This is a genomic window from Reichenbachiella sp. 5M10 (assembly GCF_002742335.1).
In the GTDB taxonomy this organism is placed as follows: domain Bacteria; phylum Bacteroidota; class Bacteroidia; order Cytophagales; family Cyclobacteriaceae; genus Reichenbachiella.
This window is the reverse complement of the sequence record NZ_MDGR01000007.1, coordinates 4203155-4215088: the sequence shown is the minus strand read 5'-3', so window position 1 is coordinate 4215088 and position 11934 is coordinate 4203155. Positions and strand designations below refer to the sequence as shown.

The window sequence follows — 11934 nt, the reverse complement described above, 5'->3', positions numbered from 1 at the left end:
GAAAAGTCTAAGGAGTATGAAAAAATCAATACAGTTGATAATCAATATTATATTGTTTGTACTGTTGTTATTCAGTTTTCGGGTGTATTCACAACAAACCAAAGTGAGCGATGATTCAATAATCGTCGTAGGACAAAAACCAAACTAACCTAGTTTACCTACTAGTATACCTAACCTATGGGGGGTTCATTCAATGAGCCCCCCATTTTTTATATAAAAAAAGCAGGCAAAGCCTGCTTTCTACATATTTGATATTTTCTGTGAATCGGATTCAGTTTTACTCTTTCAAAAGGGCAAGTCGTTCATTTGTACATTGCCACCTGTGATGATAATTCCTGTTTTCTTCCCAACAAAAGTGTCCTTGTTTTTGAGTAGTGCGGCTACTGCTACCGCACTTGATGGCTCTATGACGATTTTCATACGTTCCCAGACCAATCGCATCGCTTGTATGATTTCATCTTCGGTCACACAGTAGATGTCATGTACATATTCTTTGATGATGGCAAAATTGAGCTCACCTACTGACACCAGTAGTCCGTCTGCGACAGATTTTGGATCTTTGACACCTTGGAGTTTTCCTGACTGGAATGACAAATAAGTATCGTTGACAGCTTCGGGTTCGGCGAGTATCATCTTGGTCGTAGGACTCACATACCCGAGAGTCAAGGCAGAGCCTGCTGCTAAGCCTCCACCACCTACCGGTGTGATCATGTAATCAAGGTCTGGCTGTTCTTCGATAAATTCTTTGGCGGCAGTAGCCTGTCCTGCAATGATGCGTGCATCATGGTATGGGTGTACTTGTATCGCTCCAGTCTCTTCGATGACTTTTTTACAAGCAGCTGCTCTGGCTTCCTCCGTAGGTTCACAGAATGTTATTTGTGCCCCGTAGCCTTTCACCGCATCGATTTTGACTTGTGGAGCATTGTGAGGCATGACGATGTAGGCGTTGACACCTGCTTCTGCAGCCGCTTTGGCTACCGCTTGAGCGTGGTTGCCTGACGAGTGCGTCGCGAATCCATTTTTCCTCTCTTCTGGACGGTAGGACATGATCACGTTGGCTGCTCCTCGCATTTTGAAAGCGCCTATTTTTTGAAAATTCTCACATTTGAAAAACACTTCCCCACCGACCATCTCATCGATGGTACTTGAGGTCATGATTTGTGTGTTGTAGATGTACTTGTTGATTCTAGTGTGTGCTCGTTTGATGTCACTCAAGCTTGGAAAGTCCATGTTTTTATCGTTTACTTTTTCGGGTGCGAATTTAATCTTCTAAAATTTCTAATACCCTATTTGGGTAATCTGATATGATCCCATCTACTCCCCAGTGGATGAGTTTTTTCATATCCTTTTGATCATTGACCGTCCAGGGGATCACCTTCATGTCGTTATCGTGGAGATAAGCGACTTTTTGGCTGTCGAGCATTGGGTGATAGCAGCTGTAGATCTCTGGGTTAAAACCCAGTACGGTCAAATTTTCTTCGATAGGGAGTGTGTTTTCGATCAATACCGCGAGGGTGATTTCGGGGTGTTTTTCGTGATAATATTTCAATACGCGAAAATCGAAAGATTGGATGTTGAGATGTTTCAAATCCATTTTGTTTTGGGTGATGAAATCGTAGACTAGCTCAGAATATACCTCTGGACTAGGATGATACTGGTCATCACTCATCGTCATGCTTTTGATTTCGATGTTGTAGTGTATCGGGGGGAGCTGGTTGGCATGAGCATAGGCTTGTGTTGCAGCGAGCATGTCTTTGAATAGCGGCTTGTAGACTTTCAATTTTTCTTGGTCTGGAAACCGCTTGTTGAATTTTGACCCCACGTCATATTTTTTGATTTGCTCATAGTCCATCCTATAGATGTTGTGCTGTAGCTCTTCGGTCTTTGGGATCTCCTGGCCCAAGGAGTCGAGTGCTATGGCGTGATTCATGTAGGGCTCGTGTGAGATGACCAATTGATGGTCTTTGGTGACGGCTAGATCGAGTTCTAATGTTGTCACCCCTAGTTCCAGAGCTTTGAGAAAAGCCGGGATGGTGTTTTCAGGCATGAGCCCTCGTGCTCCGCGGTGTCCTTGGATATCTATGTTGGCATGTTGCATTTCGTTTGATTTTTGACTGCAGCCTACGACGCAGAGGAATAGGGCAACAGGGAAGAGTACGTTTTTGTACAGTGAAAAGTTCATGACTTGGTTTATTTGAGTGTGATACTGATGGGGCAGTGATCTGACTCGAGGTATTCGCGGTGGATTTCTGCTAGATCGAGTCGATCGATGAAGGATTCGCTGAGTAGGAAGTAATCGATTCTCCAGCCGACATTGCGTTCGCGTGCTCCTGCCCGATAACTCCACCATGTATAAGCATCTGTCGTATCAGGGTGTAGCTGGCGAAAGGAGTCAACTAAGCCTGCTGCAACGAAATTGTCCATGCCATCGATTTCCGTTTGAGTGAATCCTGCAGACTTGTTGTAGTTGGCTTTGGGACGGGCAAGGTCTACATCTTTGTGTGCCACATTGAAGTCTCCGCAGACGATGACGGGTTTGGTTTCTTCGAGTTTTTTGAGGTAGGTCATGAAGTCTGCGTCCCAGCCTTGGCGGTAGTCAAGTCGACTCAGGTCGTTTTTGGAGTTGGGGACATAGACATTCGTCAAAAAGTAATCTTCGAATTCTACAGTCAATATACGCCCTTCTTGATCATGTATATCGATACCCAATCCTCGAGAGACACTGAGGGGTTCTTTTTTGGTGAGGATGGAAGTACCGCTGTAACCCTTTTTGACGGCACTGTTGGAGTAGGTATGATAGGGGATATCTCCGAGTGCTTCTAGGATTTGATCATCCTGAGCTTTGGTCTCCTGCAGGCAGATGACGTCTGCATTTAGAGATTGGATTGATTGATGGAAGCCTTTTTTGATGGCCGCTCGGATTCCGTTTACATTCCAGGAAACTATTTTTTCGCGCATAATTACTTCAATTTCAAACAACCAAATCTAATGAATGTGATTTATTCCTCACGGTCAATTCATGTTTAATGAATGTTATTTATTGAGCCGATAGTGCTTGCTGATGATCCACTGAAAAGCTGTATGTGGTAAAATTCGTTTTAGTTTAGCGGCAAGCAAATCCAAAGGTTTTCCGACAGCATAGCGCAACTTTGGTTTTCGTTTGTTGATGATGTGTTCTATCAAGCGTGCGATTTTGATCGAATCCTCGCCGAGGAGCTCTCCTTTGATGATGGTTTCGTGTGCTTGGGCGAAGGAGGTTTTGTAATCTGTGTCGTCTTCGACCGCAGACACAATGCGGTGTTGAGAGATGGATGTACGAAAGTCACCAGGCTCGACGAGTGTCACAGAGATGTCGAATGGTTGTAGTTCCATGCGTAGACTCTCCGAATACCCCTCCAACGCATGCTTGCTTGCCGAGTAGTAAGATTGGAAGGGGATGGCGAATAGCCCAGCGAGTGAACTGATATTGATGATTTTGCCACGACGAGCTCTTCGCATATGGGGCAGTACGGCATTAGTGACTTGTACAGCACCCCAAAAGTTGGTCTCGAAAGATTGACGAGCATCTTCGGCTTTGGTGTTTTCAGCCGAACCAAGGACTGAGATGCCGGCGTTATTGATGAGTACATCAATTTGTCCTTCTTTTGTGATGATGTGATTTACAGCGTGAGTGATGGACTTGGCGTGTGTGACATCCATCTGTAGGAGGTAGGGGTTGTCTTCGTTTTTTTTGCGGCTGGTGCCGTAGACGCGGTAGCCGAGTGCGAAGAGGTAGTCAAAGCAAGCTTGCCCTATGCCAGAGGAAGCTCCGGTAATCAATATGATCAACGAATCGTTCATAAGTAGGCTGCTCCGAATACCCCAGCTGAATCACCGAGTTTGGGTTTGAGAATTTGTGTATGACATGTTGGATTGAATACGAATCGTTTGACGGATTCAAAGCCTTCGGTATATAGTGCATCGATATTGCCGACACCACCACCTATGACGATTACGTCTGGGTCTATCATGTTGATGATTGTCGAGAGCGCTAAGCCGTAGTAGTGTATCAATCGCTCGTAGGTCTGTTGTGCAAAGATATCAGAGGATCGCATGGATAGAATGTCAGGGAGCGAGGCTTCTTGGCCACTGATTTGCTTATAATACCGTTGGAGGTGTGGGCCAGCGATGATCGTTTCGGTACATCCAATTTTGCCGCAGTAGCAGAGGCCGCCGCTGGTGTCCAAGTAGTTGTGTCCCCATTCTCCACCTATACCATGTGCTCCATTGATGATTTGGCCGTTGATGACGAGCCCTCCACCGACTCCTGAACCGATGATTACTCCGAAGACGACATGGGCGTTTGGCGCATGCTCGGGGACACATCCCATTTGTGTTTCGGCCAAGGCAAAGCAATTGGCATCATTGGCCATGGCTACCGAGACACCTATTTTACTTTCTAGGTCTTGATGTAGAGGTTTGCCGTTGAGGTGTACAGCGTTGCAGTTTTTGAGCAACCCGGAGAGGGGATCGGTGGTACCAGGGGTGCCGATTCCGATGTGTTTGGGTGTCAAGCCAGAGTCTGATTTCAATCCGTCTATGAGGAGGTTGATTTGTGACAAGACATGTTTGTACCCATTATTTGCTTCGGTGGGTATCCGTTTTCTAGAGATTATTTGTTTGGTATGGGTGTCGAGTACGACTCCTTCTATTTTTGTTCCTCCTAAATCTATTCCCCAGCGTATCATTCAAATACCGTCGCATCGACTATTTTTTGGTTCAATTCATCAAGTTCTTTTTTCTTCTGCTCGGAGGACCAACCTAGCTCGTTTGTCATTTGTTCGGCGACAAAGTCTTTGTGCGCATTGACACTGTCTATGTCAAAGAACAAGCGGCCCGTCCTGTAGATGAAAAAATCAGTGAGGTGCAAGACCCATTCCTTTTCTATGCAAAAGCGAAGCTCTGCTTCGATCAAAGAGGACCCATCTGCATTTTGGAGGATTTGAGTTGACTGTTTGCCGTACAGATCTACCAAGTATGAGATATCTTGAGCAGAGGCATAAGGGTGACTTTGGACCAATTTTTTCTTATACCTGGCAATGGATTTGATGTTCTTGAAGCCATTGCCAGGTAGTTTGTATTTTTTTGTTTTGCACTTAGGGACTTTTTGACGGGTGTTGTGGTGACGGATATCGAGGAGGGTTTCTACCGCTCGTTTGGCCATTTTTCGATAGCCAGTGAGTTTGCCTCCTGCGATGGTGATTAGACCTTGTTCGGAGATAAAGATTTCGTCTTTTCGAGAAATCTCTGAAGCAGATTTGCCTTCTTCTTCGATCAATGGACGAATACCGGCCCAAGAAGAAACTATGTCAGTAACTTGGAGTTGTGCCTCAGGAAAAAAATGATTGACTGAGGCAATGATATAGTCTACATCAGTTTTTTCAGTTTTGACCTGGTCGGGTGTTTCGACATAGGTGGTGTCTGTAGTGCCGATGTAGGTGATGTCTTTTTTCGGAATGGCGAACATCATTCGTCCATCGGGTACATCAAAATAAATCGATTGCTTGACTGGAAGCTTTTCAAACGGTACAACGAGGTGTACTCCTTTGGTCAAGTGCAATTTTTTGCCTTGGACAGATTCCTGAAAACCGCGTAATTGGTCTGACCAGGGGCCAGCAGCATTGATTACATAGTCGCTGTAGATATTGACTTCTTCGCCGGAGAGTGTGTCTTTGATTGTGATGCCACTGATTTTACCGGCCTTTTGGATGAAAGCTGTACAAGTGGCATAGTTGAGGATTTTGGCTCCTTCATTTTGTGCAGCTTTGAGTAGTTCGATGACTAGGCGAAAGTCATCGGTTTGGTATTCGGAGTACAGTCCACCTCCTTCGACCTTGGCTGGGTTGAGGAGGGGCTCGAGAGCAAATGTCTCTTGAGGGGAGAGCATTTTACGTTGGTCTTGTTTTTCTACATCGGCAAGTACATCGTAGACCATGAGGCCTACGGAAGCGATGATCTTGCCATAGTTGCCGTCTTTGGTGAGTGGGAGCAGCATTTTTTCGGGTCTAACGAGGTGCGTCGCGAGTTTGTGGAGTATGGCTCTTTCTTTTCCTACTTCTCGGACTAGCCCAAACTCGAGTTGTTTGAGATAGCGTAGTCCGCCATGTATAAGTTTGGTTGACTTGCTACTGGTACCAGAGGCGAAATCATTTTTTTCGACAAGAGCTACCTTGAGCCCACGAGTGACTGCATCCAACGCGATGCCTGCTCCCGTGATGCCTCCGCCGATGATGACCAAATCGAAGTAGTCATTTTCCAATGTTTCGAGGGTCTCTTTTCTATGATCTAAAGCTTGCGTCATCTATGCTTAATTTCTGCTCAAATTAATCAATTCTTTGTTTAGGCCATGCTATCCTTTGGATTCTTAATCTTCAGATAATAGAGTGGAGGATCTAGGCAGAATGTCGTATTTTGCTCATGATCATGACAGAGCTTGAACAATATATTGAATCGAATTTTGATGTTCCTCCTTCGGAAGTCGCTGCGCTGAGTACGCTTTTTGAGCAAGAAACCCTGGAGAAGCACAGTTTTTATGTAAAGACAGGTCAGCCTTGTGGTTGTTTGAGTTTTGTCCGTAGTGGATACTTGAGGGTTTTCAAGTACTATGAAGGAGAAGACATCACCCAATGGATATCTTCTAAAGGCGAGTTTATTGCAGAATTGTCAGGTTGGATTTTTGGTACGCCCTCTCGATGGAATATTCAGGCGCTGACGGATTGTGAACTATATACGATATCCCCGTCTAATTATCAGCGTATCTCTACTGTAGTACCACAATGGCCTGCGTTGGAGAGGCGCTTCATAGCCAAGTGTTTTGTGAGTTTAGAGGATCGAGTGTTTTCGTTTCTTTCCCTGTCTGCAGAAGAACGTTATCTGAGGCTTTTTGAAGTAGACAAGGAGCTGATCAATCAAATACCGTTACAATATCTAGCGTCAATGTTGGGTATGTCTGCGGAGACTTTGAGTAGAATTCGTCGTAAGTTGAGTTCTTGACTTATGTCAAGCGTCTTGACTCGAAGAGTTCTCATTTTTGTGCCCAACGAAATATCAATCATGGGAACAATGGATTTAGAAATTGAAACGAGTATCGTAATAAGCGCTAGTGCAAAGGAAGTCTGGGAAGTACTAATGGATTTTGAGAACTACCCGATGTGGAACCCTTTTGTACAACAGATTTCTGGTGTGGCGGAAGTAGGAGAAAAACTTCGTGTTCAGTTACCTGGAATGGTTTTTGAACCTAGGGTGCTGTGCCTGGATCATATGAGCGCATGGTCTTGGTTGGGAAAGCTATGGATCAAAGGGTTATTTGATGGAGAGCATTATTTTCGTTTGGTACCTGATTCTGAAGGTCGTACTGTTTTTGTGCACGGCGAGCGGTTTGGAGGCTGGTTAGTTCCCTTGTTGCGTAGAAAACTGGAAAGCGAAACAAGGGGTGGTTTTATGGCTATGAACAAGTCTTTGAAGGATAGAGTAGAGCGAATGTCTGCGATGAGCTAGAAAATGAGCGAGGATAGTTTTGATGGAACGTTTATATATTGTAATATTGCAATGAAACATTGTCAACAATGGGGATAACAAAATCAGAGATATTCACAGCTGAGCAAAATAAGTTGGCTACATGGGCTAAAGTACTGGGGCACCCAGCACGTATTGCGATCTTGCAGCACATGATGGAGACCAATGCATGTGTATGTGGAGATTTGGTAGAGGTTATTGGCTTAGCACAGCCGACTATCTCACAGCATTTGAGAGAGCTCAAGCAACTTGATTTGATCAAAGGCAATATCGAAGGGACCAGTATTTGCTACTGTATACATGAAGCCAAATGGCAAGAAATGGAAGATTTGCTTACCGGTTTTTTGAGATTGAGGCCTGGGGTCAAAACGGATTGTTGCTGATAAAAAAATTTGAATCTATTAATCGTATTATAGCAATATATAAACAACAGTATCATGAAGATATCAGAAATAAAAGCGCATTTGAACGGGCTGGAGCAGATTGCTTTTCAGTTGCCTGATGGCTCTTTGGTGCCGAGCCATTTTCATGTGACAGAGGTAGGCAAGGTCACCAAAAATTTTATCGACTGTGGTGGAACAGTGAGAAAGGAAGAGGTTGCTAATTTTCAACTTTGGAATGCCAACGACTATGATCATCGTCTGCACCCCGAAAAACTCGTACACATCATCGAACTTTCTGAAAAAATCCTGGCACTCGGAGATCTACCGATCGAGGTAGAGTACCAAGGAGATACCATAGGCAAATACGGTCTAGAGTTTGATGGCAATCATTTTGTATTGACGACTACACAAACAGACTGCCTTGCCAAAGATCAATGTGGTATACCTTCGGAAAAACCCAAAATCAGGATTTCTACCAAGCAACAAGAAGCACAGGGATGTTGCACTCCAGACTCAGGATGCTGCTAGGATGAAGATAGAGCTGATCACGGAGTCTAACTATCCTCAGGTTGCGCAAATTTATCAAGAAGGAATCGATACAGGCATAGCCACTTTTGAGCAAGAGGCTCCTAATTGGGATCGATGGGATGCCGCGCACTTGTCTTGGAGCGGGATAGTGTTGTCAGACGCAGGAGAGATGCTCGGTTGGGCAGCTCTGACCCCTGTGTCGGACCGTTGTGTCTATAGTGGTGTGGCGGAAGTTAGTGTATATGTCTCTACATCGGCGAGAGGCAGAGGGGTCGGTACTCTGCTATTGCGTGAGTTGATCACACGCAGTGAGCACCATGGAATCTGGACATTACAAGCCGGCATCATGCGTGCCAACCTTGCCAGTATCCAATTGCACGAGCGCTGCGGCTTTCGTAGGATAGGCTACCGCGAAAAGATCGGTCAGCTTGATGGAGTTTGGCACGACAATATCATTTTAGAAAGAAGAAGTAAAACCATAGGAACTTAACAAATTAACATGAATTTTGAAGCTATTGAAAGTGTCATTGCTGGATTGGATATCCAGACGATTGATGCAGAGCGAAAGAGAACACTACAGCCCCTCGTCGACTATATTCAATCTCAAGTGAAGGCAGGAGAGTCGGTTCGCCTCAATTTTATCTGTACACATAACTCACGGAGGAGCCACTTGTCGCAGGTCTGGGCACAGGCGATGGCAGAGCATTTTGAAATCAACAATGTATACTGCTACTCAGGAGGGACTGAAGCTACGGCAATGTATCCGATGGCTGCTCAGACTCTGAGTGATCAGGGCTTTGATGTACGGACGTTGGCAGAGGGGAGCAATCCTATCTATGCCATCAAGTATGCCGCTACGGCACAGCCGCTGATCGGTTTTTCTAAGACTTGGGACGATGATTTCAATCCTACGTCGGGTTTTGCAGCAATTATGACGTGTTCGAGTGCAGACCAAGGCTGCCCATTTATTGCAGGAGCCGACAAGCGTATTCCTATTACTTTTGAAGACCCTAAAGCTTTCGACGGGACTCCACAGCAAGCAGAAAAGTACGCTGAGAGGAGTTTACAGATCGCTACGGAGATGTATTTGGTGTTTTCTTTAATTCAAAAATAACATGACCACAGCACGAAAAAAACTGAGTTTCCTCGATAGTTACCTGACACTATGGATATTCCTAGCGATGGGAGTCGGTGTTAGTTTGGGCTATTTTGCCCCTTCAATTCCAACGGCCATCAACGGCATGAGCAGTGGGTCCACCAACTGGCCCATCGCTATCGGTCTTATCCTCATGATGTATCCGCCGCTTGCCAAAGTCAATTATGCCTTATTGCCCAAGGTATTTCAGAATGTGAAAATCCTTACTATCTCTCTGGTTCTCAACTGGGTCATTGGTCCCGTACTGATGTTCGTGTTGGCGATCTTGTTTTTGCAAGATTATCCAGAGTATATGGTGGGATTGATTTTGATTGGCCTGGCACGTTGTATCGCGATGGTTCTCGTTTGGAATGATCTCGCAGAAGGTAGCAGCGAGTATGGAGCAGGTCTCGTTGCACTCAATAGTATATTTCAAGTCTTTGCCTATAGCTTTTATGCTTGGTTATTCATCACGGTTCTTCCTCCATATTTTGGGTTTGAAGGAGCGATTGTGGATATCTCTATTGCAACGATTGCAGAGAGTGTGGCCATTTATTTGGGGATTCCATTCCTTTTGGGTTTTTTGAGTCGATTGATTTTGGTCAAGGCCAAAGGAGAAGCATGGTACAAAGAGAAATTTATCTCTCGAATTTCTCCTATGACACTCATCGCATTGTTGTTTACGATCGTGGTGATGTTTTCGCTCAAAGGGGAATTGATCGTGGAGATCCCTATGGATGTACTGACGATAGCCGTTCCATTGTTGATTTACTTTGCCTTGATGTTTGTGATTGGTTTTTTTATGAGTCGTGCCATGGGGGCAACTTACGATCAGAACGCTGCGATTGCTTTCACAGCGGCTGGCAACAATTTTGAGTTGGCTATTGCAGTAGCGATAGCGGTATTTGGGCTCAATTCTGGACAAGCCTTTACTGGAGTCATAGGACCTCTTGTGGAGGTACCTGCTTTGATTTTGCTCGTCAGAGTTGCTTTTTGGCTCAAAGCCAAATACTATAAATGACCCGAAAGTCAAAAGAATAAAAAAGAGCCAAGGCAATGTGTTTGTCTTGGCTCTTTTTGTAAGCGCATAAACTTAGTGCATCGTTTTTCTTTTGCTGATGAATAGGATCAAGAATACGACAGAGAGCAAAACAGGAATCATCGCGATGTTGGCGAGAGTGGCTTGTCCAGCAGCCAGCTCCAAAGCCTCTCCTGTCAAACCTTCGGCTGCCTTGGTGGCTCGATGCCCTTCGATCCACCCTCCAATGATGGGTTGGAAGATCGAGAGCCCGAGCATTCCTACTCCACCAATCAAAGACATACCGAGAGCACCTGTTTTGGGTTGGTGCACGGCGACAAATGAGATCATGTTGGGCCAAAAATAACAAACACCGATTGCGAAGAAGACAGCTCCGACGTAGACCATGCTACCAGTCGCAGTACTCAAAAAGTAAATGGCTAGAGCCGATATGATCGCTGAGCCGAGCAGCACGCCGGTGATGTTGAGTCGATGGATCAGTGGACCGGCAAACATGCGGCCTACAGCCATCAGTACAGTGACGAGTGCCAACACCAACAGAGGCTGTGCGCCTGAGTTGGCGAGGATTCGCTCGACCCACGATTGAGTACCTAGCTCCGTAGTGGCTGTGAGTGCCATGCAGATGAGCATCACCCAATAGAGCGGAGAAGTCAGGATGGCTTTGAAATTTTCGGCTGTGGATGCACTGGACTCTTGTCTAGTTTCGGGAAATTGCTGTCCTCTAAATAGCAGAAAATAGATGATGGCAGGGATGTACATGATGGATAGTTTGATTTGCCATCCTCCACCTATGTTGGCGATCAACAGCGCTAGGATGGATCCGATGGCTATTCCTCCTGGAAACCAAACGTGAAAACGGTTGAGCATTGTGGCTTTGTTGTCCGTGTACATCGAGGCGATCATCGGATTGTAAGCTGCTTCGACCATGCCGTTGGCAAAACTGATGAAGAAGGTAGAGAAAAACAACGTATAGAAGCTGTTGGAAAGGATTGAAAAGGTGATGCCTATGAAGTGGCAAGCAAAAGCGACATTGCCGATTCTTTTGGGCCCGAGGGTGTTGTAGAGCGGACCTCCAACTAATGTGGCTATAGGAAAACCGAATATCCCCATAAAATTGATCCAGCCGAGTTGTTGGTCACTGAGACTCATGTCTGCTACTAGGTCATTCATGATGCCTGCTCGTATGCCAAAGGCAAAGGCAGTAGTGAGTAGTGCAAAGCAACTGGCGATAAATAGCCGGTTGCGATTTAGTGTTGATGTCATGTTTGAAAATTTAGTCTTTGGTAATATTATCT

Annotated in this window: 14 protein-coding genes; 7 read left to right on the top strand and 7 right to left on the bottom strand. The window is 45.3% G+C overall.

Annotated features, from left to right (window positions below; genetic code table 11):
- Window positions 1-285: 285 nt before the first annotated feature.
- The 6 genes from BFP72_RS17160 to BFP72_RS17135 all read right to left on the bottom strand — a co-directional run bounded on the left by BFP72_RS17160 (window position 286) and on the right by BFP72_RS17135 (window position 6340).
- The gene (locus BFP72_RS17160; protein ID WP_099600306.1) at window positions 286-1230 is read right to left on the bottom strand and encodes a pyridoxal-phosphate dependent enzyme; all 945 of its coding nucleotides are present in this window, start codon (window positions 1228-1230) and stop codon (window positions 286-288) included.
- A gap of 31 nt (window positions 1231-1261) precedes the next feature.
- Window positions 1262-2182 (bottom strand): glycerophosphodiester phosphodiesterase family protein, encoded by a 921-nt coding sequence (locus BFP72_RS17155; RefSeq protein ID WP_255397246.1) that lies wholly within the window; start codon window positions 2180-2182, stop codon window positions 1262-1264.
- Between the two features lie 8 nt (window positions 2183-2190).
- On the bottom strand, window positions 2191-2958 hold the full coding sequence (locus BFP72_RS17150) for an exodeoxyribonuclease III (protein ID WP_099600305.1): 768 nt from the start codon (window positions 2956-2958) through the stop codon (window positions 2191-2193).
- 75 nt (window positions 2959-3033) lie between these two features.
- Complete coding sequence (locus tag BFP72_RS17145) at window positions 3034-3840, bottom strand: SDR family oxidoreductase (protein ID WP_099600304.1); 807 nt, start codon at window positions 3838-3840, stop codon at window positions 3034-3036.
- Entirely contained in the window at window positions 3837-4727 is an 891-nt protein-coding gene (locus BFP72_RS17140; protein WP_099600303.1) for an ROK family protein, read from the bottom strand. The genes BFP72_RS17145 and BFP72_RS17140 overlap by 4 nt, the downstream gene beginning before the upstream one ends.
- On the bottom strand, window positions 4724-6340 hold the full coding sequence (locus tag BFP72_RS17135; RefSeq protein ID WP_099600302.1) for a glycerol-3-phosphate dehydrogenase/oxidase: 1617 nt from the start codon (window positions 6338-6340) through the stop codon (window positions 4724-4726). The genes BFP72_RS17140 and BFP72_RS17135 overlap by 4 nt, the downstream gene beginning before the upstream one ends.
- A gap of 122 nt (window positions 6341-6462) precedes the next feature.
- Here BFP72_RS17135 and BFP72_RS17130 point away from each other — a divergent pair, with 122 nt between their 5' ends.
- The 7 genes from BFP72_RS17130 (at window position 6463) to arsB (ending at window position 10621) form a co-directional block, all read left to right on the top strand.
- Window positions 6463-7032: a Crp/Fnr family transcriptional regulator gene (locus BFP72_RS17130; RefSeq protein ID WP_099600834.1), complete on the top strand. Its 570-nt coding sequence runs from the start codon at window positions 6463-6465 to the stop codon at window positions 7030-7032.
- A 69-nt stretch (window positions 7033-7101) separates the two neighbouring features.
- Window positions 7102-7536 (top strand): SRPBCC domain-containing protein, encoded by a 435-nt coding sequence (locus tag BFP72_RS17125; protein ID WP_099600833.1) that lies wholly within the window; start codon window positions 7102-7104, stop codon window positions 7534-7536.
- Between the two features lie 68 nt (window positions 7537-7604).
- On the top strand, window positions 7605-7937 hold the full coding sequence (locus BFP72_RS17120; protein ID WP_099600301.1) for a helix-turn-helix transcriptional regulator: 333 nt from the start codon (window positions 7605-7607) through the stop codon (window positions 7935-7937).
- 54 nt (window positions 7938-7991) lie between these two features.
- Window positions 7992-8465: a DUF6428 family protein gene (locus tag BFP72_RS17115; RefSeq protein ID WP_099600300.1), complete on the top strand. Its 474-nt coding sequence runs from the start codon at window positions 7992-7994 to the stop codon at window positions 8463-8465.
- A gap of 1 nt (window position 8466) precedes the next feature.
- Window positions 8467-8955, top strand: a complete 489-nt coding sequence (locus BFP72_RS17110) for a GNAT family N-acetyltransferase (RefSeq protein ID WP_099600299.1) — start codon at window positions 8467-8469, stop codon at window positions 8953-8955.
- A gap of 9 nt (window positions 8956-8964) precedes the next feature.
- Window positions 8965-9579 (top strand): protein-tyrosine-phosphatase, encoded by a 615-nt coding sequence (locus BFP72_RS17105; protein ID WP_099600298.1) that lies wholly within the window; start codon window positions 8965-8967, stop codon window positions 9577-9579.
- A gap of 1 nt (window position 9580) precedes the next feature.
- Window positions 9581-10621 carry an ACR3 family arsenite efflux transporter gene (gene arsB, locus BFP72_RS17100; protein WP_099600297.1) on the top strand — a complete coding sequence of 347 codons (1041 nt, stop codon included), beginning with the start codon at window positions 9581-9583 and terminating at the stop codon, window positions 10619-10621.
- Between the two features lie 72 nt (window positions 10622-10693).
- Here the strand turns inward: arsB and BFP72_RS17095 are convergent, their stop codons facing one another.
- Window positions 10694-11902, bottom strand: a complete 1209-nt coding sequence (locus BFP72_RS17095) for a sugar MFS transporter (RefSeq protein WP_099600296.1) — start codon at window positions 11900-11902, stop codon at window positions 10694-10696.
- Window positions 11903-11934 lie beyond the last annotated feature (32 nt).

Excerpts from the sequence above, each read along its gene's own strand:
- BFP72_RS17160 (WP_099600306.1), bottom strand. The coding sequence starts at position 1,230 with ATGGACTTTCCAAGCTTGAGTGACATCAAACGAGCACACACTAGAATC.
- BFP72_RS17155 (WP_255397246.1), bottom strand. The coding sequence starts at position 2,182 with ATGAACTTTTCACTGTACAAAAACGTACTCTTCCCTGTTGCCCTATTC.
- BFP72_RS17150 (WP_099600305.1), bottom strand. The coding sequence starts at position 2,958 with ATGCGCGAAAAAATAGTTTCCTGGAATGTAAACGGAATCCGAGCGGCC.
- BFP72_RS17145 (WP_099600304.1), bottom strand. The coding sequence starts at position 3,840 with ATGAACGATTCGTTGATCATATTGATTACCGGAGCTTCCTCTGGCATA.
- BFP72_RS17140 (WP_099600303.1), bottom strand. The coding sequence starts at position 4,727 with ATGATACGCTGGGGAATAGATTTAGGAGGAACAAAAATAGAAGGAGTC.
- BFP72_RS17135 (WP_099600302.1), bottom strand. The coding sequence starts at position 6,340 with ATGACGCAAGCTTTAGATCATAGAAAAGAGACCCTCGAAACATTGGAA.
- BFP72_RS17130 (WP_099600834.1), top strand. The coding sequence starts at position 6,463 with ATGACAGAGCTTGAACAATATATTGAATCGAATTTTGATGTTCCTCCT.
- BFP72_RS17125 (WP_099600833.1), top strand. The coding sequence starts at position 7,102 with ATGGATTTAGAAATTGAAACGAGTATCGTAATAAGCGCTAGTGCAAAG.
- BFP72_RS17120 (WP_099600301.1), top strand. The coding sequence starts at position 7,605 with ATGGGGATAACAAAATCAGAGATATTCACAGCTGAGCAAAATAAGTTG.
- BFP72_RS17115 (WP_099600300.1), top strand. The coding sequence starts at position 7,992 with ATGAAGATATCAGAAATAAAAGCGCATTTGAACGGGCTGGAGCAGATT.
- BFP72_RS17110 (WP_099600299.1), top strand. The coding sequence starts at position 8,467 with ATGAAGATAGAGCTGATCACGGAGTCTAACTATCCTCAGGTTGCGCAA.
- BFP72_RS17105 (WP_099600298.1), top strand. The coding sequence starts at position 8,965 with ATGAATTTTGAAGCTATTGAAAGTGTCATTGCTGGATTGGATATCCAG.
- arsB (WP_099600297.1), top strand. The coding sequence starts at position 9,581 with ATGACCACAGCACGAAAAAAACTGAGTTTCCTCGATAGTTACCTGACA.
- BFP72_RS17095 (WP_099600296.1), bottom strand. The coding sequence starts at position 11,902 with ATGACATCAACACTAAATCGCAACCGGCTATTTATCGCCAGTTGCTTT.